At 40.6% G+C, this 24,082-nt stretch carries 19 protein-coding genes; 12 read left to right on the top strand and 7 right to left on the bottom strand.

What is annotated here, in order from left to right; all coding sequences use genetic code 11:
• Positions 1–33: 33 nt before the first annotated feature.
• The 4 genes from Q4600_RS01355 to gltB form a co-directional block, all read right to left on the bottom strand.
• The gene (locus Q4600_RS01355; RefSeq protein WP_133146666.1) at positions 34–1,035 is read right to left on the bottom strand and encodes a cobalamin biosynthesis protein; all 1,002 of its coding nucleotides are present in this window, start codon (positions 1,033–1,035) and stop codon (positions 34–36) included.
• Between the two features lie 84 nt (positions 1,036–1,119).
• A complete protein-coding gene (locus Q4600_RS01350) occupies positions 1,120–1,812 on the bottom strand; it encodes a 5'-methylthioadenosine/adenosylhomocysteine nucleosidase (RefSeq protein WP_102529716.1) in 693 nt (230 codons plus the stop codon).
• Between the two features lie 237 nt (positions 1,813–2,049).
• Positions 2,050–3,462: an FAD-dependent oxidoreductase gene (locus Q4600_RS01345; RefSeq protein ID WP_303512459.1), complete on the bottom strand. Its 1,413-nt coding sequence runs from the start codon at positions 3,460–3,462 to the stop codon at positions 2,050–2,052.
• A gap of 5 nt (positions 3,463–3,467) precedes the next feature.
• The gene (gltB, locus tag Q4600_RS01340) at positions 3,468–7,916 is read right to left on the bottom strand and encodes a glutamate synthase large subunit (RefSeq protein ID WP_303512956.1); all 4,449 of its coding nucleotides are present in this window, start codon (positions 7,914–7,916) and stop codon (positions 3,468–3,470) included.
• 516 nt (positions 7,917–8,432) lie between these two features.
• On the opposite strand from gltB, the gene Q4600_RS01335 reads away from it, so the two are divergent.
• From Q4600_RS01335 to oxyR, 3 genes are all read left to right on the top strand, one after another.
• Complete coding sequence (locus tag Q4600_RS01335; protein WP_229367785.1) at positions 8,433–9,368, top strand: TIGR01212 family radical SAM protein; 936 nt, start codon at positions 8,433–8,435, stop codon at positions 9,366–9,368.
• A gap of 179 nt (positions 9,369–9,547) precedes the next feature.
• Entirely contained in the window at positions 9,548–9,913 is a 366-nt protein-coding gene (locus tag Q4600_RS01330; RefSeq protein WP_102529712.1) for an Hpt domain-containing protein, read from the top strand.
• Between the two features lie 154 nt (positions 9,914–10,067).
• Positions 10,068–10,982 (top strand): hydrogen peroxide-inducible genes transcriptional activator OxyR, encoded by a 915-nt coding sequence (gene oxyR / locus Q4600_RS01325; RefSeq protein WP_102529711.1) that lies wholly within the window; start codon positions 10,068–10,070, stop codon positions 10,980–10,982.
• Positions 10,983–11,108: 126 nt separating this feature from the next.
• Here oxyR and Q4600_RS01320 read toward each other — a convergent pair whose 3' ends face one another.
• Together Q4600_RS01320 and mutH are read right to left on the bottom strand one after the other, a co-directional pair.
• Positions 11,109–12,194: an adenylate/guanylate cyclase domain-containing protein gene (locus Q4600_RS01320; protein WP_102529710.1), complete on the bottom strand. Its 1,086-nt coding sequence runs from the start codon at positions 12,192–12,194 to the stop codon at positions 11,109–11,111.
• A gap of 120 nt (positions 12,195–12,314) precedes the next feature.
• Positions 12,315–12,983, bottom strand: coding sequence for a DNA mismatch repair endonuclease MutH (mutH, locus tag Q4600_RS01315; RefSeq protein ID WP_303512464.1), 669 nt, complete (start codon positions 12,981–12,983; stop codon positions 12,315–12,317).
• A gap of 727 nt (positions 12,984–13,710) precedes the next feature.
• Here mutH and rppH point away from each other — a divergent pair.
• From rppH to Q4600_RS01270, 9 genes are all read left to right on the top strand, one after another.
• Positions 13,711–14,229, top strand: a complete 519-nt coding sequence (gene rppH, locus Q4600_RS01310; RefSeq protein ID WP_102529708.1) for an RNA pyrophosphohydrolase — start codon at positions 13,711–13,713, stop codon at positions 14,227–14,229.
• Positions 14,230–14,254: 25 nt separating this feature from the next.
• Positions 14,255–16,489: a phosphoenolpyruvate--protein phosphotransferase gene (gene ptsP / locus Q4600_RS01305; RefSeq protein WP_102529707.1), complete on the top strand. Its 2,235-nt coding sequence runs from the start codon at positions 14,255–14,257 to the stop codon at positions 16,487–16,489.
• A gap of 30 nt (positions 16,490–16,519) precedes the next feature.
• Positions 16,520–17,323, top strand: a complete 804-nt coding sequence (locus Q4600_RS01300; protein WP_102529706.1) for a sulfite exporter TauE/SafE family protein — start codon at positions 16,520–16,522, stop codon at positions 17,321–17,323.
• 97 nt (positions 17,324–17,420) lie between these two features.
• Positions 17,421–18,272 carry a thymidylate synthase gene (locus tag Q4600_RS01295; RefSeq protein WP_102529705.1) on the top strand — a complete coding sequence of 284 codons (852 nt, stop codon included), beginning with the start codon at positions 17,421–17,423 and terminating at the stop codon, positions 18,270–18,272.
• A gap of 642 nt (positions 18,273–18,914) precedes the next feature.
• Positions 18,915–20,087 carry a Na+/H+ antiporter NhaA gene (gene nhaA, locus Q4600_RS01290; protein WP_102529704.1) on the top strand — a complete coding sequence of 391 codons (1,173 nt, stop codon included), beginning with the start codon at positions 18,915–18,917 and terminating at the stop codon, positions 20,085–20,087.
• 14 nt (positions 20,088–20,101) lie between these two features.
• Positions 20,102–20,491, top strand: a complete 390-nt coding sequence (locus tag Q4600_RS01285; RefSeq protein WP_102529703.1) for a hypothetical protein — start codon at positions 20,102–20,104, stop codon at positions 20,489–20,491.
• Between the two features lie 27 nt (positions 20,492–20,518).
• Positions 20,519–21,451, top strand: a complete 933-nt coding sequence (gene nhaR, locus Q4600_RS01280; protein WP_102529702.1) for a transcriptional activator NhaR — start codon at positions 20,519–20,521, stop codon at positions 21,449–21,451.
• 31 nt (positions 21,452–21,482) lie between these two features.
• Entirely contained in the window at positions 21,483–21,731 is a 249-nt protein-coding gene (locus tag Q4600_RS01275) for a succinate dehydrogenase assembly factor 2 (protein WP_102529701.1), read from the top strand.
• A gap of 76 nt (positions 21,732–21,807) precedes the next feature.
• Positions 21,808–22,233: a protein YgfX gene (locus Q4600_RS01270; RefSeq protein ID WP_303512473.1), complete on the top strand. Its 426-nt coding sequence runs from the start codon at positions 21,808–21,810 to the stop codon at positions 22,231–22,233.
• Positions 22,234–22,306: 73 nt separating this feature from the next.
• On the opposite strand, the gene nadB is transcribed toward Q4600_RS01270, so the two are convergent.
• Entirely contained in the window at positions 22,307–23,920 is a 1,614-nt protein-coding gene (gene nadB / locus Q4600_RS01265; protein ID WP_102529699.1) for an L-aspartate oxidase, read from the bottom strand.
• Positions 23,921–24,082 lie beyond the last annotated feature (162 nt).

Here is a 24,082-nt window from a genome sequence, read left to right as displayed (position 1 = left end):
TAGCTAAATATAATAACGCTTTTATAAATAAAATCACATTGCTTGTACCCATCTTAATCCAGTCCATAACATAGGAATGGCGATGGTAAAGGAAATCCAAAAAGTGACCGCCCATGAGGTTAAGCTAATAGCATTTTTGATATCACTGACCTCTGGCATTCTTGAAGGGTTGATTTTACTTACATCAACCCGCTGCTCTTGTTGGTTGAAGACAAACTTTTGCGGGCCGCCTAATTCAACTTCTAAAATTCTACTGCCGATATATAAACTTGAATAACCGTATATACCGCCAGTATGACTAGGCTGGTTTATTAGTGACGAGATATTTTTAAAACCGCCTTGAAGCACTAAAGTGAGGTTCCATAACATCGTTGGCACAGCATAAATAATTCGGTTGAAAAGATATATTGCTGCGCTAAAAAATCGGTACTGAGGGACATAGTTTGGCCAGCAATGCTCAAGTTGTTTAATGAGGTGAAGTAACAATACTAGTGGTGTGCCACCAATGGCATAAAATAATATAGTGGCGACGGTGCCATAGCTTGGCGAAATAAGTAGTCTTTCTATGGTGGCTTTTGCAATACCGATTTCTGATAACGAACGGGTTTGTTGCGCAAACCAAGGCGCTAAGTCTGCTTTAGCAGTGGCCTTTTGACCATGTTCAAGTGCGCTAATGACATCTTTCGCCACGGGTTTAAATCCAGCGTCGCTGATGCAGAAATACAACAGAATACAATCGAAAAACCAAGGGTAAGCAGCTAAGGAAAGTATAAAATAAATCGTAAACCAGATTGGTACCACTAACAACATACTTGCCAGCAGACCTGCTGTTACTTGCTGCTTAGGGCTACGTTGTGGATGATTGACTTTTTGGCTAAGTAAATTAGCCAACTGATGAAACAAAACAACCGGATGATACTTCCTAGAAATAGGCGCAACTCGTGAAATAAATAACGCCATAAATAGCACCAAGCAACTTTGTAGTAAGTTGCCATCTATTCGAATTAACTCTTCGTAAAAGGTGCTATCAATCAATTTAGTGTGACCATCCCATTGTTTTTACTGCACTGTGCATTTTGTTTTGAGCAAAGTAATGCGTTTAATCAGCCGATAACCGGATTATAGCTGTTTTAATAACGCAATGACCATGAGTGCAGAATAGTGACCTGCTTTAACAATGTAAGTATCAAAGTCGACTGCAGAGTCATTGTTGGCATTATCTGAAAGCGATCGGATAACCACAAAAGGAACCTCAAACTGGTGACATACTTGCGCAATTGCAGCCGCTTCCATTTCACAGGCCGCCATTGTAGGGAAGTTGTTCAACATGATTTTTGTACGCTCAGGATCGCAAATGAAGCTATCACCAGTAGCAATTAATCCTTCAATCACCTGTGCTTCGCCTAAAGATGAAATCGCAGCTTTTGCAGCTTCAACTAGTTTTGCATCAGGGATGAAAGCAGCTGGCTGAGAAGCCATTTGACCGATTTCGTAACCAAAAGCGGTAACGTCGACATCGTGGTGACGTACTTCTGATGAAATCACAATGTCACCGATACTTAAGCTATCAACAAATCCGCCAGCTGAGCCAGTATTGATAACAGCGTTAACATTGAAGTTATTGATAACTAGCGTTGTTGCAATACTTGCAGCGACTTTACCAATCCCAGAACGTGTCACTACAACATCTTGACCTGATAATTGACCTTCAACAAATTCAATACCTGCAACGGTTGAATGTACAGGGTTAGTCATTGTTTCAATTAAGTGAGCAACTTCAGGTTCCATTGCACCGATGATAGCGATTTTCATAAACTGATTCTCATTTTTGTAAGCCAATTAGTTAATTATTGGCATTAATATAGCGAAGTAGAGCTGTTTGAATAACGCCTAGCTGGCAAACAGACACTTAGCGGCAAATATGGCGGCTAATATAGCATAGATGGGGAAAGTAGAACTGGGAGCGATATAAATTTTATCGATAAAAAAAGCGCATTTTTCAATGCGCTTTTTTGACTTATTTAATTGCCTAAACCTATTCAGCTAAAGTTAGGCATCTTCAAAAGAGTTTAAAATCCCTTGTGCTGCATCACGGCCTTCAGCAATAGCGGTAACAACAAGGTCTGAACCGCGCACCATATCACCACCAGCAAACACTTTCGGGTTTGTCGTTTGAAATGGATTGTCATCAAACTTACTGGCTTTTACTAAACCCCATTCGTTGGTTTCAATGCCAAAATCATTGAACCAAGCAGCTGGGCTTGCTTGGAAACCAAACGCAATGATGATGGCATCAGCTTCAAGAATTTGCTCACTTCCTGGAATGACTTCAGCTTTTTTACGGCCAGACTCATCCGCTTCACCCATTTGGGTTTCAACGCATTCAATCCCAGTTACAACACCATCTTGTTCTTTAATCGCTACAGGTTGGCGATTAAATAAGAAGTTAACCCCTTCTTCGCGTGCATTTTGCACTTCACGGCGAGAACCTGGCATGTTGGCTTCATCACGACGGTATGCACAAGTGACATTTTTAGCGCCTTGTCTGACTGCTGTACGCACACAATCCATCGCAGTATCACCACCACCCAATACCACTACATTTTTGCCTTCAAGGCTTAAATATGGGTTGTCTGGACATTGTGTGCCCATCAATTCATGGGTATTACCAATCAAATATGGTAATGCTTGAATGACACCTTGACTGTCTTCACCGGGCAGACGCGCTTTCATTGCTGTGTATGTTCCCATACCTAAGAACACGGCATCGTATTCATCAAGCAGGGTTTTAAATGGGATGTCTTTACCAACAGTGACACCCATTTTAAATTCAATTCCCATTCCTTCGAGGACATTACGTCTGGTTTGCATAACGTCTTTATCAAGCTTGAATGAAGGAATACCGTATGTCAGTAAACCACCAATCTGTGGGTACTTATCATAAATCACGGCTTTAACACCATTTCGGCTAAGAATATCCGCACAACCTAAACCAGCTGGACCCGCACCAATAATCGCAACGCGCTCTTTACGAGGAGTTACCGTGCTCATGTCTGGTCGCCATCCTTGGCTAATAGCGGTATCAGTAATGTATTTTTCAACATTTCCAATAGTAACTGCGCCAAAGTCGTCATTGAGGGTACAAGCACCTTCACAAAGACGGTCTTGTGGACAAACACGGCCACAAATTTCTGGTAGCGTATTTGTCTCATGAACTAAATCAGCAGCTTCAAGAATACGACCCTGCTCTGCAAGTTTTAGCCAATTTGGAATATAATTGTGCAGTGGGCATTTCCACTCACAATAAGGGTTACCACAATCTAAACAGCGGTCTGCTTGCTCTGCCACTTGTGGCTGAGAGAAAGGCTGATAAATTTCGATAAACTGTGTCGAACGCTCTTTGGCCGAGTGCTTAGTCGGATCTTTACGATCCACCTCGATAAATTGAAAATCATTACTCATTTAAATTACCCCGCCTTCACAGCTAATTCCGGGCTTTTTTGCTCAATTTTAAGCAAGTCGGCAACGGCAATATTCTTAGGCTTAACTAATACAAAACAGTCTAACCAGTTTTCAAAATCACTTAGGATCATCTTGGCATGTTCACTGCCAGTGGCTTCAACATGTGCTTCAATCAGCTCTTTAAGATGCTGTTGCTGAATTTTTGATTCTAATTTTTGCGTATCAACAAGTTCCGTATTTACGCGGCGACTAAAGTGATTAAATCTGTCAAAAATGTAAGCAAAGCCACCAGTCATACCTGCGCCAAAGTTCACACCTGTTTGGCCAAGTACAACAACAATACCGCCGGTCATGTATTCACAACCGTTATCACCCACACCTTCAACAACAGCGATAGCACCAGAGTTACGTACACCAAAACGTTCACCGGCTTGACCTGCAGCATATACGCGTCCACCCGTTGCACCGTATAAACAGGTATTACCCATAATGGCACTTTGTTCACTTTGGAAAGGGCTACCGACAGGTGGATTGATAACAATCTTACCGCCAGACATGCCTTTACCGACGTAATCGTTCGCATCGCCAACCAGATTCATCTCAAGACCTGGGCTGTTCCACACACCAAAGCTTTGACCTGCACTACCGTTGAACTGTAGCGAAATTGGCTCTTTAGCACCTTTGACACCGATATTGGTAGCAATGTAACCAGAAAGCGCAGCACCGATTGAGCGGTTAGTGTTATTAATTGCGTATTGCTTGCTGAACGCTTTGCCTTCAAGGATTGCTTGAGCAGCGTCAGTGACAATTTGTAAGTTAAGTTCACCTTTATCTGATGGTGGATTTAACTCTTTCCAGGTAATTGCGCTGCCTTCCGCTACTTTAGGCTGATATAAAATAGGCGCTAAATCTAACCCAAGTTGTTTGGCTGTTTGGCCTTCAAGAGCATAGAGCCAATCAGTGCGACCGACTAAGTCTTCAAATTTAGCCACACCAAGGCTTGCCATCCATTCACGGACTTCTTGTGCTACAAACTCAAAGTAAGTAATCACTCGCTCAGGTAAGCCATGGTAATGCTTATCACGTAAGTTTTTATCTTGAGTGGCTACACCGGTTGCACAGTTGTTTAAGTGACAAATACGTAAATATTTACACCCTAACGCAATCATAGGCACGGTACCAAAACCAAAGCTTTCAGCACCTAACAAAGCAGCTTTAACAATGTCTAAGCCTGTTTTTAAACCGCCATCAACCTGTAAGCGAATTTTATGACGCAAGCCATTTTCAACCAATGATTGATGCACTTCTGCAAGACCTAATTCCCATGGAGAACCAGCATACTTAACTGAAGTGACTGGACTTGCGCCAGTACCACCGTCATAACCAGAAATGGTGATCATATCGGCATAGGCTTTTGCGACACCTGTAGCAATGGTGCCGACACCAGGCTCTGAAACGAGTTTCACCGACACGAGCGCTTTAGGGTTAATTTGTTTCAAATCGAAAATCAGCTGAGCTAAATCTTCAATTGAATAAATATCGTGATGCGGTGGCGGTGAAATCAAAGTAACGCCAGGACGTGCATGACGTAAACCTGCAATTTCAACACTGACTTTATGACCTGGTAATTGACCACCTTCACCCGGCTTAGCACCTTGGGCTACTTTAATTTGCAATACGTCAGCATTAACTAAGTAATGAGCGGTAACACCAAAGCGGCCTGATGCAATCTGTTTAATGGCTGAATTGCGCTCGCTATTAAAGCGACTGGCATCTTCACCACCTTCACCAGAGTTTGAGCGACCACCAATACGGTTCATCGCAACAGCAAGTGCTTCATGAGCTTCTGGGCTTAATGCACCGATACTCATTGCTGCACTATCGAAACGCGGGAATAGGTTTTCTGCTACTTCGACTTGTGACTCTTCAATGGCTTGGTTAGTCCCTTTAACGCCAATTAAATCACGTAATGTCGCAATAGGTCGGTCATCGACTAACGCGGCAAATTTTTTGTATTTTGGATAGTCTTGATCTTTTAGGCTCTGCTGTAGTGTATTGACTACATCAGGGTTGAAGCTGTGATATTCACCACCTTCAACATACTTCAATAAACCACCTTGCGGTAATGGCATATGGGCACGATATGCAGCGGTATGAAGTTTCTTTTGATCGGCAGCTAGATGTTCAAAGCTCGCACCTTCGATACGGCTAATAACACCTTTAAAGCAAAGTTCAATCACATCTGACGATAGACCCACTGCTTCAAATTGTTGGCTACAACGGTAAGAACCAACGGTGCTGATGCCCATCTTAGACATGATCTTACGCAGGCCTTTTTCAATGCCTTGACGGAAGTTAAGCATCAAGATGCTGTCATCTTCTACTTGGTTTTTCTTCGCCAGTGCCGAAATTGACTCGTAAGCTAAATAAGGATAAATAGCCGTCGCGCCAAAGCCGAGTAAAACAGCAAAATGATGAGGATCACGTGCTGAAGCGGTTTCAACGATAATGTTAGTATCACAACGCAAACTTTTATCAACAAGACGTTGCTGCACCGCACCTACAGCCATAGCAGCAGGAATAACCTGAACATTTTTAGCGGTTGCGCGGTCTGATAAAATCAGTAGGGTTGTGCCACTTCTTGCTAGGCGTTCTGCATCATCAGTGATGCGCTCAATCGCTTGTTGCAAGTCTTCATGGGCGTCATAGTTAAGATCAACCGTGTTAGCACGATAATAAGTGCTATCTAAGCCAAGCAATTGGTTGAAGTCACTGAATAAAAGCACTGGCGACTCGAACATCACGCGATAAGCAACACCGGTAGTTTCACAAAATAGGTTTTGCTCTCGACCAACACAAGTGGTCAATGACATTACGTGTTTTTCACGTAACGGATCAATCGGCGGGTTAGTGACCTGAGCAAACTTTTGACGGAAGTAGTCATAAAGTGAACGGGATTTTTTAGACAATACAGCCATTGGGGTATCGTCACCCATGGAGCCTGTTGCTTCTTCACCTTTACTAGCGAGTACCCAAATAACTTGTTCAAGTTCTTCACGGCTGTAACCAAATTGTTTTTGGTATTGAAGTAATACGTCAGCAGAGAAATTACTTGCACCTTGCTGAGCTGATTCAATTTGATTGGCTGGAACTAATGTACGGCTATTCTTAGCCATCCATTCTTTGTAAGGATGACGGCGCTTTAAATCGTTATCGATTTCGAATGACGAATATAGACGACCATTCATGGTATCTAAAACTAATAACTCGCCAGGGCCAACACGACCTTTCTCAACCACTTCATCTGCAGAGTAATCCCAAATGCCGACTTCTGAAGCCAGTGTTAGGATTCTGTCCTTGGTTATAACGTAACGAGAAGGGCGTAGACCGTTACGGTCGACAGCACAGGCTGCATGACGGCCATTACTCATTACAATGCCGGCAGGGCCGTCCCACGGCTCCATATGCATTGAGTTAAAGTCGTAGAATGCTTTCAACTCGTCATCCATTTCTGGATTACTTTGCCATGCTGGTGGGATCAACAAGCGCATAGCACGATAGAGATCCATCCCGCCAGATAACAGCATTTCTAGCATGTTATCTAATGACGATGAATCTGAACCTGTTTCATTTACAAAAGGGGCTGCCTGTTGTAAGTCAGGTAAAAGTGGTGAATTAAACTTGTATGCACGAGCGCGTGCCCACTGACGATTACCTGTAATGGTATTAATTTCACCGTTATGAGCTAAAAATCTAAACGGTTGTGCTAAAGGCCATTTAGGCGATGTGTTAGTCGAAAAGCGTTGATGGAATAAGCAAATAGTACTTTTTAAACGAATATCAGCGAGGTCAGTATAAAACGAAGGCAAGTCCGCAGGCATCATTAAGCCTTTATAGACAATGACCTGACCCGATAAGCTGGCAACGTAAAAATCGTTGTCATCAACAATTTGTTGCTCAAGACGACGTCTCGCCATATATAGACGGCGTTCTAAATCTTTTTCTCGCCAACCGACTGGCGCATTAATCAGTACCTGATAAATTTGCGGTAAACTTTTACGGCCTATTTCACCAAGTACGTCTGGATTAACTGGGACCTTTCGCCAGCCTGCGACACTCAGCGTTTCACGTTGGAGTTCTTTTTCTAAAATTGCTTTTGATGTTTCTGCTTTTACTGGATCTTGACTTAGAAACAACATACCCACTGCAAACTTGCGGCTTAAATGCCAATCGTTTTCTGTTGCAATGGCTGCAAAAAAATCTTTAGGCATCGACATTAATAGTCCACAGCCATCACCTGTGCGGCCATCCGATGCAATACCGCCACGGTGTTTCATTCTGTCTAATCCGTGGATAGCGGTACGGACAATACGATGGCTAGCATCGCCATCCATTTGGGCTATTAAACCGAAACCACAATTGTCCCGCTCAAAGCTGGGATGATATAAGCTCATACAAAAACTCCCTAAACCTAACTTAATACGACTCGGATAATGCGGAGAAGTTCTCATAGATATGCACCCGAACCACCCAAATTAGCCCGATAATGAATAAAGGTCAAACTTAAATTACTCAACAAAATGAATTGTTATTGCAATTACAAATGTTAAAAAAAAGCTTGTTGACGTTAACGTAAACTGTGGTTTTGTTCGTATAACCTTATGAATAAAAAGAATTTTAAAAGTCACTAAAAAGTTTTGTTACTTTTCGTTAACACTTAGGTCTAATTGATTTAGTTTTATAAATAGTGAATTTATTTTCAAGTACAGTGTTAATTAACTATTTGGTCAATTTGAATATAAATTCACTTGAGAATAATAAAATTGACACAGGGATATCTAAATTTGTAACCCAGAATTTTACCTGTGGATAAATTAATCAATTTATCTAACCATTTATTGATATAGCACCAAGTTTTAATCTCCTAAGCCGATTACTATCTGCCACTTTTTTGAGTTCGAGGACACATTGTGGGTTTAGATGATTACGTAAATACATTCGGCGCTGTGTGCAAAAAGCAATACGGTGGCAGGATCAGAAAACTTACAATTGATGCTAAATTCACCTGTCCAAATCGGGATGGTACATTAGGTAAAGGTGGCTGTACTTTTTGTAATGTTTCATCTTTTAGTTATGAGCAGGGAACAGAAGCCAGTATCTCAGATCAGCTTTCTCAAGGTAAGCAACGTTCGGTGCTTGCTAATGCCCCAGCTTCTACCTCTAAATATATAGCTTACTTTCAGGCTTACACAAGTACCTATGATGAATATCAGGTTTTAAAGCAGAAATATGATGAAGCAATAAAAGATGCAGACATCGTGGGGCTTCATATTGGGACACGCCCTGACTGCGTACCTGATGATATTCTTGATTTACTGGTGAGTTATCAAAATAAAGGCATCGAGGTTTGGTTAGAGTTAGGTTTACAGACTGCTAATGATGAAACATTGAAAAAGATAAATCGTGGCCATGATTTTTCTGCTTATCAAGATACTGTGAAACGGGCTCGAGAAAGAGGAATAAAAGTATGCGCTCATTTAATTTTGGGGTTACCGAGCGAAGATTATCAAGATTATTTGAATAGTTTACAGCAGGTTATCAGTACCGGTGTTGATGGCATCAAATTACATCCCTTGCATATAGTCGAAGGTAGTGTAATGGCCAAAACGTGGCGCCATAAAGGAATGGCGTTACTGTCTCAAGAGGATTACGCCCATTATGCCAGTGAACTGATAAGAAATACCCCTAAAGAGATAATATTTCATCGTGTTACCGCCTATGCTAAGAAACCGATGTTACTGGCACCTGATTGGTGCGCATTTAGATGGGATGGCCTGGTATCAATTGTCAAAAACTTAGCTGAAAATGGTGGTCAAGGCCATTATGTTCCCTCTGTAACAGTTTAAAAAGTAACCGTATTGCATATTTCTTAGTGTTTTATATGGGGTGATTTTAAATATTTGTTAATTTTTTGTAGTTTTTTATCTAAAAATAGACTTGAAAAGCGTGGAATTGTTGCATAGGCAATTATTGCGAGTATTATAAATTCCAATTTTACAGTTATGAATTTGAAAGAGGTGCCACAATGGCCACAGTTCAGCTAGAGTCTATCTTGGATCTCAATACTTTAGAGCAATATTGTAGTGCTATTGGTGCAGGTACTTTATTAAAAAGCGTCGTATTATTTGAGCAATTAATGCCTGAGTATGTGGGCAGCTTAGTAAAAGCCAATGAAGTAAATGATAAAGATACTTTGTGTGCAGAAGCGCATAAATTTAAAGGTGCTGCTGGTTCAGTAGGTTTAAAGCGTATTCAACAATTTGCACAACTTTTACAGCACGGTGAAGAATCAAGCTGGGAAACTGAGCATAACGCTTGGTTAGCTGAGATTGTCAAGCATGCAAGTGCTGATCTTCAGCAATTAAAAGAATTTCTTGAAGCAAAAGCTTAATCGTTTTTGTTGAGTTAAAAGTCCCGTAAGGGACTTTTTTTTGGACATTTTTTAGTAAATGTTCATTATGAGTCGTTGATCGTGTACTGAAGATTGTTATTTCAGGTGAGTTAATTCATTATTTAAATGAAATCTTAATAGGGTAATCGATTAAATGAAAAACCTGCCAAGTCTTAAAAACTTATTTTATCTGGTTAACTTGCATCAAGAACAAAACTTCAATCGTGCTGCTAAGTCTTGTTTTGTAAGTCAATCGACTTTATCAAGTGGCATTCAAAACCTTGAAGAGCAATTGGGTTATCAATTGATAGAGCGGGATCATAAATCATTTATGTTCACTGCCATTGGTGAGGAAGTGGTAGAAAGAGCACGTAAACTACTTACTGATGTCGATGACCTTGTTGAGTTAGTTAAAAATCAAGGTGAGCCAATGACGGGAGAGATCCGACTGGGTTGTATTCCGACGATTGCGCCATTTCTTCTGAGTCGAGTGGTCAAGCAATGCCAGCAAGATTATCCCCAACTGAGCTTATTATTAAAAGAAGACACCACTGAGAGCTTATTGGATTCATTGGGTAAAGGTGAGCTGGACTTACTAATTTTAGCTTTACCTGTTGATACAACTGGTTTTCATAGCATGAAAGTAGGGATAGACCCCTTTAAAATGGTGGTACATGAAGAGCTTTCTGATGGTATTATGACCCCCATTGATTACCAGAAAATGCCAGACGAAAGTATTTTCTTATTGCAAAGTGAGCATTGCATTACGGGCCATGCCATCACGGCTTGTCAGTTAGGTAATAGTGCTAAAATCAACCCATTTGCAGCAACTAGCTTGCACACGTTAGTGCAGATGGTCGACAGTAAACTAGGCACCACATTTTTACCACAAATGGCGATTGATGCTGGTATTTTGAATGATACTGAACTGAATATCATGAACCCACCGGGTGAGGCACCTTACCGTGATATTGGCTTAGTATGGCGTCAAACAACCAGTCGCATCAGTACATTTAGAACATTAGGCTTAATGCTAGAGTCACTGTTAAGTGATAAAAAGAATGATTAATTGAAATCTCTGTGACTAGAAATTATTAAGCCTTGAAGCATTGTTTCAAGGCTTTTTTATTTGTAAAAATGAAAAATGGTTTGTAGTTCGAGGAGTTACATAGGCTAAGTAACTCTTTACATAGAATTAAGCTGGAGGTGGGACTTTTTTAGGTGTGACACCGTACACTTCAATCTCGTGTTGTTTGCCTTTGAGTTTCATAGCGCCAAGATCGGCTAAATCAAATTGACTATCATGCCTTGCAAGTCGGTGAGCAACTTCACCTGAAATCAACATGCGTTGACCGAGCGGATTACACTGATCTTGCAGTCTAGCAAGTGTGTTAAGCACGTCACTAAAGAAGCTAATTTCTTGTTTTTGTACACCCACAACGGCAGCAACAACTTGTCCACAATGGGCCGCAGCTTTGAACTTAGGGACAAAGCCGTAATGCTCTTCAAAATAAGGTCGGTGCCAATTAAGTTGCTGGCTGAACTCATAATAAATGTTCATACAGCGATCTTCTTTAATGCCTTCTTCAAGTGGCCAATGGATTAATACTGCATCGCCCATATAGCGATATATCTCAGCATCATTATTGGTTACGGTATCCGCTAACATGCTAAAGCTATCTTGGATTAATCGACTGAATCGATAATCGCCTAATGTTTCTGCATGGGACGTAGATGAAACCATATCGACAAAGAGAAATAATCGATGTTCGTATCGGGGTTGGTGATACTTACCTAAACCAATATTCAGTAATACGCGAGGGCCGACTAACAGCGCCATTTGTTCAACAAATGCTAGGCCTACTCTAACAGCCACTAAGTAGATGACTAAGGCTTGAAAAGAGGGGCTGTATAAAATGTGCGCAGTGAGCATTTGCCGTAAAGTGACAAGATGGTTCTCAATAGCCCACATATTCAAAAACTGTGTCACATAAGCTAATGTCATTGCACCAAGCAATAAAAATAACCCTTTGAATATCACTGAGAAAATATAGGGGAGGCGACTGATTGCACTGAAATCAGCAATGAGATTAGACATCCAATGTAAACAACCAAAAACAAAGCCCATGAAAATAGCCAGAGTCGCGAGATCTGATTTTCCTATGGCCCATTGTGGCAGTTCGGGAGCTTGTGAATATCGAAAAAATACAAATGCGCCCATGGCTGCACACCATGCAACTATTGCAAATAGTAGTTTTCTCGTCTGTCGACGTGCTTTCACTGGTTTATATCTAATCCGTTGATATTTGAAGACAGGCTAGTTTATAGAAAATTCCCATACTTGTCATAGTGGTATTTAAATTAGTTTTGATTTCTTTTTTTATGTTGGCTTTATGTGATCTTAGTTGAAGGCGTTTGTTAGTATTTGGTGGGTGAAGTTGATCTTTAAATAGAAGCCACGAGGATTTGAGAGCTTTACTGTGCCATCTTCGGCAATTGATTCTGTTAATGCTTTGCTATTGGCAGCTTTTGGACGCAATTGTAATACCTCTCCATGGCGAGCCGTTACCTTGTCAACTTTACCCATGGCAATTAATTCCATTATTTCTTCCCAGTCTTGCTGTAGCGCATGTGCTTCATTCGCATTAGGTCGCCATAATACAGGTGAACCAATTCTTCTTTCCCCTACAGGAATGCTTCTGTCACCTTCTACAGGGATCCACAATACTTGGCTTAACTTATGACAAACAACACTTTGTTCCCAAGTCAGACCCTGGATATTCGTTAGTGGGGCTATGGTCACGTAAGTTGTTTCAATGGGGCGTCCATTATTATCGATAGGAATGGTTTTTAGCTCTACACCCAAGTGTAAAAAGTCTTGCTGGGGTTTAGAACCCGCTGTTGCGCCTAATTCCATTTCTATTAATTGTCCAATCCAACCCTTATCACGTTTAAGGTTAGCGGGTACTGGGGTGTTATGCTCCATGGCAACATCGCCTAACGTTACCCCTGCCATATCGTTTGCTCTTTGCATTAACTCTTCAATGGTATTGGGCTGGCTATTCATCATAAAGCGTCTTTTAGATTGAAAATAATGGATGATGAAGTGTACTTGTTTATCTATTTATTCGCAGCATTTGTATGTGGTTAAAAAACGCTCACACTGTTTAGTGAGAGTTATTCACTAAGAACGATTTTAATAATAATATGAAAATTAACAGTTTTTTTTGAGATTGGTTAGTTTTTTTAACCATAAGCTAAAGTTACTCTCGTTTTGCACTAACCTTTCACACATAGTTATCCACAGATTTGATGAATAACTTTATTAAAAGCATGCTTAGCGGATATAAAATTGTTCGTCAATGGCAGAAAATCGCTTTATTTTATTATTTTTAAAATATTGTTCTTGTTTTTTGTGTATAACTTAAAACGCTATGGAAACTATAAATGGCAAACACGTCAACTGGTTAAATATTGTTCTTTTTGCTTTGTGGAGTTATAGTTTACTAATGCCTTCTTGTTTAAGTTTATGAAATTAAAGGTTTAAATTGTTCGTTTGTCTTTGGTTTTTTAATTTATTTTCCTCGTTTAATTTACTTCAATTACACTTGTTTCAGAGTTTCGAACAGAGATATCCACAGATTTTGTGGATAATGTCGGGTTAACATGCCTTCATCTGTTGATAAAAGAATAAAACTGAGCGATTTATCCAAAGACGCGGTGTAAATCCTTGTTTGCCCGTAGGCAAGCTTTGTGAAACAATCTAGTCATTAATTTGTAGTGTAATTGGAGTCCATGTGATTGATAGCGACGGCTTTCGCGCAAATGTGGGCATTATTATCTGTAACAAATATGGTCAAGTTATGTGGGCCAGACGGTTTGGACAACATTCATGGCAATTTCCTCAAGGTGGCGTAGATGATGGTGAAAGCCCAGAAGAAGCTATGTATCGAGAGTTGTATGAAGAAGTGGGTCTGAAACCTGAAAATGTGCAAATTTTAACGTCAACACGTTCATGGTTAAGATATCGTTTACCAAAAAGATTGATCAGACAGGAAAGCAAACCTGTGTGTATTGGCCAAAAACAAAAGTGGTATTTATTACAGCTCAAAGATAGCGATGACAGTATTAATCTCAACTCATGTGGTCATCCTGAGTTTGATGACTGGCGTTGGGTGAGTTATTGGTACCCTGTAAGGCAAGTAGTTTCTTTCAAACGTGATGTTTATCGTAAAGTAATGAAAGAGTTTGCTTTCACCACATTGGCATTTCAAGGGCGTGAGCCTAGCCGAAAAAGAGGTCGACATCGCAGCTAATTAGCGTTTAAAGAGGGCAAGGAAAGTGTTAAACACGCTCAGGGATATCACTCAAGCTGTTGCAGGAGCCAGCAGCCTTGAATCAGCATTAAATGTGTTAGTGTCGCAAACTAAGTTAGCGATGCAAACACAATGCTGCTCAATCTATATTCTTGAGCAACAACATCTTGTGCTTTCTGCAACCGATGGACTTGCTAGTGCAGCCATCAATAGTGTAAAAATGCCTTTATCTGAAGGATTAGTTGGCTTAGCTGCTGAAAAGGAAGAAGCAGTTAATCTTGCCGATGCAAAGTCTCATCATCGTTTTAAATTTTTCCCAGAAGTTGAAGAAGAAGAGTATCGTGCTTTTCTTGCTGTGCCGATCATTTTTCAAAAGCAAGTCGTCGGGGTTATCGTGGTGCAACAGCCACAGCCAAGACAATTTAGTGAAAATGAAGAAGCTTTTTTAATGACACTTGCCGCGCAACTAGCCGTTGTGGTGCGCAGCTTAAAAAATAAAGCGGCTATCAGTAACGTTCAGCAGCAAGTTGTGTTTAAAGGCACAAGCGCATCTAAGGGCATTGCAATCGCAGATGCGTTTGTTTTAGGTGGCGAAATCTCGCTAGTTCAAGATGAGCGTAAATCTTCTGATACTGAAAAAGAGTTACAAAGATTAAAGACCGCGATGCAGCGCTGTAGTGACATTATTAGCACATTGTCTCAACGTTTTGATCGCGAAAAAGTAGACGATATCGCTTCGATATTTTCAGCTTTGCAACTACTACTCAATGAAGCAAGTTTAGGTGGCGAATACTTACGTGAAGTAGAACAAGGCTGGCAAGCAGAGTCTGCAGTAAGCCGTGTGTCAATGCGTTATATTGAGCAATTCATGGCAATGGAAGATCCTTACCTTAAGGAAAGAGCCAGTGATATCCGTGAATTAGGCCAAAAGGTACTTCGCCAACTTATTGAGCCTGATAAATTAGACCTAGCCCCTGCAAAACCCGTTATTTTAGTCGCTAAAGAAGTCGATGCCACGTTATTGGCTGAGTTTCCGCGTGGAAAACTCGCAGGTATTGTGACCGAACTTGGCGGCGTGAACGCCCATGCAGCAATTCTTGCTCGCGCTTTGGGTGTTCCCGCAATTGTGGGTGCTGATCAAGTACTAGCTGCTAACATTGATGATAAAAAACTCGTTTTAAATGCCAACAGTGGCCAGCTGTTGGTCGATCCATCAGATGCAGTGCTTCACGAGTATTACACGCTCATTTCAGAAAACCAGGCGCAGCAACGTCAGTTCTCTGCTGAGTTATCTTTACCAGCACAAACACTCGATGGTCATCGTATACAGTTGTATCTCAATGCAGGTTTATTAAGTGGCTTGAGTACTGATATGGCAGAAGGGGCTGATGGCATTGGGCTGTACCGTACTGAAATTCCTTTTATGTTGCATCAGCGCTTTCCAAGTGAAGTAGAACAGGTGCATGTCTATAAACAGGTTTTGTCAGCTGCTCGCGATAGACCTGTCGTCATGCGTACTCTTGATGTTGGCGGCGATAAACCGTTACCTTATTTCCCGATTAACGAAGATAATCCATTTTTGGGTTGGCGCGGCATTCGATTATCTTTAGATCACCCAGAATTGTTTTTAATGCAATTGCGCGCAATGCTAACCGCTAATGCAGATTCTGCACAGTTGCAAATCTTACTGCCAATGGTCAGTAATCTAGATGAAATTGATCGTACTTTACTGTATCTAGAGCAGGCTTTTAGTGAGATTACTGAAGAATTAAATAGAAGTATTCCTAAGCCTAAAATCGGCGTCATGTTAGAAGTCCCTTCATTATTATTCCAATTAGAAGATGTTGCCAAGCGTGTCGATTTTGTGTCTGTGGGCAGTAATGATTTAACCCAATATTTACTTGCAGTAGATAGAAATAATCCCAGTGTTAGCCCTTTGTTTGATAGTTTTCATCCTGGGGTATTAAGAGCGTTAAAATGGACGATTACCGATTGTAATCGCTATCGTTTAGATGCCAGTATTTGTGGCGAGTTAGCTGGAGAGCCCATGGGCGCTTTGCTATTAGTTGCAATGGGATACCAAAAGTTGAGTATGAACCAAGGCAGTATCGCAAGGATCAACTACTTACTAAGACGAATTGATAAGCAGTCTCTTGAACTTTTATTAGATAAAGCACTGACTTTATCTAATGGAGAACAGGTACGCCTCTTACTCAACGAATACCTTAATGAACACGATTTAATATCAATCTTGCATTAAGTTCTGCTTTTACACGGATAAGGTTTTACTGTGGACAATATTTTATTGGTTTTTTCTATATGCCTAGTACTTGGCGGCTTCGTAGGTTTTATGGCTGGGTTACTGGGGATCGGTGGCGGCTTAATTATTGTCCCAGCACTTATATATCTCTTGCCATGGGTCGGTGTTGAATCAAGCCAACTCACCCATGTAGCTATTGCGACTTCACTCGCTTCGATCATTTTAACCTCGCTTTCTTCTGCTGTTGCGCATAATAAAAGAGGCAATGTGCCTTGGACGCTGTTTAAACCTATGTTGCCAGGTATATTAATTGGCGCACTAGCTTCAGGTTTTATCTCTGAACAAATTGCTTCTGATGATCTGCAACGTGCTTTTGCCGTGTTTGTAGTGTTAATGGCAATACAAATGGCATTTCCCTTTAAACCTAAAGCGAATAAACAAACACCGAAGTTTGTGGTGCTATTTTTAGTTTCCACATTAATAGCCATCATTGCTGGGTTAATGGGAATTGGTGGCGGTGTTTTACTGGTACCTTTTTTAACTTTTTGTGGTTTGCAAATGCGGCAAGCGGTTGGATTTTCATCTGTGACAGGTTGTTTGATAGCAATATCAGGTACAACAGGCTACATCATCGCCGGTATGAAGGTTACTGATTTGCCTGAAGGGACATTTGGCTTTATTTATCTTCCCGCATTGGCAGGGATTATTATCAGTTCAATGTTAATCGCGCCATTGGGTGTTAAAGCTGCAAGTACTTGGCCTACACCAATTTTAAAGCGAGTTTTTGCCGGGCTTTTGATGATTGTTGGAATAAAAATGGCTTTATCGGTGTAGATTTATTGGTATCATTGTTTTTTGCCGACAGTCCCTATGTGAACGTCACTTTTGACATTTGTTGGTGGGTTAAACCTTATAATAATAGGAATGAAGAATGCGTCAGTATTTAGATCTTTGTCAGAACATCGTCGATAACGGTCATTGGATTGAAAACGAACGAACAGGAAAGCGCTGTTTAACCGTGATTAATGCTGATTTGCAATATGACGTCAAGAATAACCAATTTCCTATTATTACAACTCGAAAAAGTTATTGGAAGTCTGCAATTGCAGAGCTAATTGGCTATATAAGAGGTTATGATAGTGCCGCTGATTTTCGTGCTTTAGGAACCAAAACTTGGGACATGAATTCGAATGATAATCAGAGTTGGCTAGCTAACCCACATCGTAAAGGGGAAGACGATATGGGTCGTGTGTATGGCGTTCAAGGCCGTCGCTGGCAGAAAACCTCTGGTGGTACTGTTGATCAACTAGCTAAAATCGTTGATAACTTATCTAAAGGTGTGGATGACCGTGGTGAAATTATCACATTCTATAACCCTGGTGAATTTGATATGGGCTGTTTGCGTCCATGCATGCACACTCACACCTTTTCATTATTAGGCGACACGCTTTATTTAACCAGCTACCAGCGTTCTTGTGATGTGCCGCTTGGACTCAACTTTAATCAAATTCAAGTTTATACCTTCCTTGCGTTGATGGCGCAGATTACTGGCAATAAGCCTGGAATGGCTTATCACAAAATTATCAATGCTCATATCTATGAAGACCAATTAGACTTAATGAAAAATGAGCAATTGACGCGTGAACCTTTCCCGTCACCACAACTTAAGATTAATCCTAAGATTAAAACCCTGAAAGATCTTGAAACTTGGGTAACAATGGATGATTTTGAAGTGGTGGGCTATCAACACCATGAAGCGATAAAATATCCCTTCTCAGTATAGTTAGCGAAATGCTTCCATAGCCAAAAATTAAATATCTAAGACTGATGAACTCATTTTAAATGGGTTCATTCATTTAAAATCATTAGTGCTAATACTGACCAAGTAGCACTTAACTTGTGCTTCTATGTCAACAAAAAATAAGTCATCTACATTTGATGCCTAAATGTATCGCGTGAAAGATGGCTTTTCCCAACAAAGTAACCTAAGTGAAAAATAACAAGCCTTAGCTCTCAGCTAAAAGATGATCGTTTTCTTAAAATATTTTAATAGTTATGCAATCAGTTTTAGTTAGTATTAAATGTGGCTAAAACCACAAGCTATATTGCACTAGTCTAATATTCTTGTGTAAAAACTAAACTAGCGTATTGTTATTTTATTAGTTACTAATTCAGTTAATTGTATTTAATTTCGTCAAGCGCACGATTATTGCTCAGTTAAATAAATATGCGCTTATTTCTGTTTTGTGTGCAAACTTCCGCTCAAACGTAGATCTGAGTCTCAATTGGCTTTCATGTTGTGACTTGGTGCTGTAAAAGTTGATTAACACATCGGAAAAACCGAGCTATAAGAGCGAAACTAACGATTATGATTGTTTGAAAAAATCCGATAGACTGATAATAATTGTTTTTTATGGAGTTATATATGGAACGTGCAATTAAGAATTTCTTAAGTCAAGAATCTGCAGGGGGTATCATTTTAATGATCTCTGTAGCACTGGCTATGATAATGGCAAATTCGCCATTAGCGGGTTTATACAGTGGTTTCCTTGATACAGAAGTCCAAGTGCGTGTGGGTTCATTAGATATTGATAAGCCATTATTATTATGGATTAACGACGGACTAATGGCTCTATTCTTCTTACTTATTGGTTTAGAAGTAAAGCGTGAACTATTAGAAGGTGCACTTTCAAGTGTTGCCAAAGCATCTTTACCTACTTTTGCTGCTATCGGCGGCATGGTATTCCCTGCTTTATTCTATCTGGCATTCAACTATTCAGATCCTGTGACGCAAGTTGGTTGGGCAATTCCTGCTGCGACTGATATTGCATTTGCTCTAGGTATTATGGCTTTATTAGGCAGCCGTGTTCCTGTTGCACTGAAAGTGTTCTTATTAGCGTTAGCTATTATGGACGATTTAGGTGTGATCGTGATTATCGCTCTGTTCTACAGTGCTGATTTATCAATGACGAGCTTAATCGTTGCAGCAATTTCAATTTCATTGATGGTTGCATTGAATCGTAAGGGCGTTAGTTCATTAATCCCATACGGTTTATTAGGTGTGATTCTATGGGTTGCTGTTCTTAAATCTGGTGTGCATGCGACATTAGCAGGTGTGATTATTGCTTTCTGTATTCCTTTACGTGCTAAAGATGGGTCTTCACCATCTGAACACTTAGAGCATAGCTTACACCCATGGAGCACATTCTTCATTTTACCTGTGTTCGCATTTGCTAATGCTGGATTATCGCTATCAGGAATGAGCATCACTTCATTGGCTGAGCCTGTAACTATCGGTATTATCCTAGGTCTGCTGCTTGGTAAGCCAGTAGGTGTATTATTGTTCAGTTATACTGCTGTAAAACTAAAATGGGCTGAACTACCACCTGGTATTACTTGGAATCAAATTATTCCAGTCTCTATCATGTGTGGTATTGGTTTCACAATGTCAGTGTTTATTTCTTCACTTGCATTCGAATCAGCCCCTGAGCATTTTGGTGACTTTGCCCGTTTAGGTATTCTAATGGGATCTATGCTAGCTGCTGTTATTGGTTATGTATGGCTTGATAAAGTGCTTCCTAAAGCTAAAGCAAAATAGGGCTGGTGCAAATAATGAAAATAAAACTGTTGATGTTAGCTCTAGCAATGGGCGTGGTTACCATGCCAGCCCAAGCTACTTCGTTTAACGTATGTCAAACAAGCGTTGAATCAAACGAATGTAAAAGCTATTTAGATGGCGTTGTTGATGGTGCTTTGATGTATCACACTGATGCGTCAGGTAGTCGTTTAGAAGCTGATGATGGATATGAGTCTCGTGCACTTAAGTATCGAGCTGGTAAGCGTTATCAAGAGGCTAACCGCAGTTTTTGTGCTGACAGAAAACCGCATAAAGATGATATCGTTTTAGCTATTCAGGAACAAACTGCTGCTAAAAACGTTAACAACTTAAGCGAGTTGTCGATATTAATTGATAGCTTGTTGGACTGTCAGCGATTAAAATAAACCATCTTTCTTAGCTGGTTTATATGCATGCAACATTTAAATTATAACCATCTATATTATTTTTGGATGGTTAGAAAAAAAGGTTCGGTGGCTAAGGCCGCCGAAGCTTTATGTCTCGCTCCGCAAACGATTACAGGTCAAATTCGCGCTTTAGAAGAACGCCTAAATGGCAGTTTATTCAATCGCGTAGGCCGTTCATTAGAACCCACCGAATTAGGCGAATTAATTTTTCGCTATGCTGATAAAATGTTTAGCCTCAGCTATGAGATGCTAGATTTATTGGCTTATCATAAAGATGAATCAATATTATTTGAAGTTGGGTTTGCTGCAGCTTTGTCTAAAGCTTTAGCTAGCCGTGTGCTGTTAACAGTGATCCCTAATGATGGCTCGATGCATTTGAGTTGTTATGAATCTACCCATGAAAACTTGATTCAGCGCTTACGTGAACACAAATTAGATATGATTTTGTCTGACTCAGCAGGTGAATCACTTAAATATCCTGAGATTTTATCTAAGAAGCTCGGTGAGTGTGGTATTAGTTTTTTTGCTGCTTCAAAACCCTCATTAGATTTCCCTGCATGCTTAGAACAAGAAAAGCTATTAATCCCAGGTAAGCGGACATCTCTTGGGCAGCAGCTACATAGATGGTTTGCGGAAAAAAATCTCGATGTAAGCATATTAGGTGAGTTTGACGATGCAGCGATGATGAAAGCGTTTGGACTGTTTAAGCGTGGTATATTTGTTGCTCCATCAATTTATCGTCATGATATACTCTCACAAGGTATGGTTTTAATTGGTGAAACAGACGATATTAAAGAAGAATATCACGTTATGTTTGCCGAACGGATGATCCAACACCCGGCAGTTAAGCGGTTATTAGAAACTGATTTTACTGATTTGTTCGCAGGTGTTGATCCACAGGTACAAGATGTTGAACACCGTAGTTCACATCAAAGATAAAATATCCTCAGAAGATGTTAGGAGAAGTGCGTTGGAATTAATGAATATTGCTAGAGTTCGCTGGGCATGTCGTAGAGGGATGCTCGAGTTAGATGTCCTGTTTCAGCCTTTTGTAGATGCACATTACGAAGCGCTTTCTGATATTGATAAACAAACCTTTATTGATCTACTCGCTTGTGAAGACCCAGAGCTATTTGCATGGTTTATGGGCCATGAAGTGTGCCCTAATAACGCGATGGCTGAAATGGTAATTACAGTACGTGGCCGTCCTCAGCCTTAACTGTGTCAATAAAAATAGAATCTCTATTTTGCCTATCTTATTAATGCTGTATCAAGTAAGAAATGGCGCTTAACCTGTGCATGTAACTTTAAGCGCCTCTTTTAACCAGTTCCTCTCTCATATTGTCCTCATTTGTGTTTGCTTAACCAGTTTTCTGTTGTGGCCTGTAAGCCACTTTGTTGGTTTGAGTATATTGCGTGGTTTAACCTTGTTAGCGGTCACAGCCTTCTTCATTTGGCATATAAACCAGCTTAGGCGGCAACGTTGTGATTTATACCTTTCTGAAACGGGAGATGGAACACTTGATCATGATGCTTTTGTCGTTTGGCGCTCAGCTATCGTGACAGTGTTTGCTTGTGTGATATTTATTGAGTTTGAATCATCAAGTTCAAAAAAGAAGAAAAGGCAATTGTTGATAGTGTGGAGCGACATGCTCACGGATAAAGATTACCGACAACTTTGTCGGCACTTAAACAAACTTAAACGAAATCAAGACAATTAATATTGCTAGCGCAATGATCAAATCATAGCTCCTGACATTTCTCAGGAGCTATCTCAATCGTCTTTATCATTCGTTATCTTTCAGGTTGTAAGATGGTCGGCTGTGGGTTTTCTAATTGTTCCGGATAATCAGCATTATAGTGCAACCCTCGACTTTCCTTTCGCTCCATTGCGCAGCGAATAATTAATTCAGCCACTTGAACCAAGTTCCTTAATTCCAGTAAGTTATTACTGACTCGGAAGTTGCTGTAATACTCTTGGATCTCTTGTTGCAACATAGCGCAGCGACGTAAAGCACGCTCTAAGCGTTTGTCGGTTCTTACAATACCGACATAATCCCACATGAATAATCTCAGTTCGTGCCAGTTATGGGCAATGACGACTTCTTCATCTGAGTTGCTCACTTTACTTTCATCCCAATGAGGGACAGGGCCTGGCGTTGGGATTTTTGTTAATAAGCTTTCTATGTCATGTGCAGCCGCGCGTGCAAAGACGAGGCATTCCAATAATGAATTACTTGCTAGACGGTTTGCACCATGAAGACCTGTATAAGCCACTTCGCCAATGGCGTATAAGCCATTAATGTCAGTTTGACCATGTAAGTCAGTCATGATCCCACCACAAGTATAATGCGCAGCAGGCACCACTGGAATTGGGTCTGTAGTGATATCTATGCCAAATTCTAAACAGCGTTTATGAATAGTAGGGAAGTGCTTTATCACGAAATCTGCAGGTTTATGGCTGATATCAAGATATAAACAATCAGCACCTAAGCGCTTCATTTCATAATCGATGGCGCGTGCGACGATATCACGAGGCGCAAGCTCGGCTCTCTCGTCAAACTCTGGCATAAACCGACTACCATCGGGACGTTTAAGGTATGCTCCTTCGCCGCGTAATGCTTCAGTTAATAAGTAATTACGCGCATCTGCATGGTATAAACAAGTTGGATGAAATTGATTAAATTCCATATTGGCAACACGACAACCCGCGCGCCAAGCCATAGCAATACCATCGCCGCTGGCAATATCAGGGTTAGAAGTATACTGATAAACTTTTGAACTACCGCCTGTAGCGATTGCAACAAACTTTGCTGTGACAGTTTCTACATGCTCAGCGTCTCGATTCCAAACGTAGGCACCGACAACGCGGTTACCGGGTCGGTTTAATTTACGAGTCGTAATAAGGTCAATAGCATTATAACGCTCTAAGACTTGGATGTTTGGATGCGCTAATGCTTGATCTTGTAAAGTCGTTTGCACCGCTTTGCCTGTGGCATCAGCAGAATGCAAAATTCGACGATGGCTATGTCCGCCTTCGCGCGTAAGATGATAAGGCGCTGTGCTTTGATCGCCGTCAGGAGTTTCTTCCTTATCAAAAGCGACACCACATTGAATTAGCCATTTCATTGAAGCTTTGGCATTTTCGGCAGTATAAGTCACCACTTCTTTGTCACAAAGGCCCGCACCAGCAATCAAGGTGTCGCTTACATGGGACTCAATTGTATCCGATTCATCAAATACAGAAGCGATTCCGCCTTGGGCATAGTAGGTTGAGCCTTCAGCTAACGGCCCTTTAGAAAGAAGAATAACTTTAGACTTTTCAGCTAGATGGAGTGCCAGCGTTAACCCGGCTGCGCCACTACCTATAACCAAAATATCAGATTGGTGTTCAACTGCTTGTTTCATAAGGTATCATGGGTGACTTAATATGGTTCTATAATGGTAAAACAAAACCGCTTTATTGGGTACTGAGACATTACTATTAAGCGATATTTAACCATTTTTTATAAAAAATTAAATTTTTTTCATTCAATATCGAACTTTTTCAAAGCATGCGAGTCTACTTTA

The sequence above is a fragment of the Shewanella sp. 2_MG-2023 genome (assembly GCF_030548905.1).
Classification (GTDB): domain Bacteria; phylum Pseudomonadota; class Gammaproteobacteria; order Enterobacterales; family Shewanellaceae; genus Shewanella; species Shewanella electrodiphila.
The sequence above is the reverse complement of the archived record's forward strand: the minus strand, read 5'-3'. Positions and strand labels throughout refer to the sequence as shown.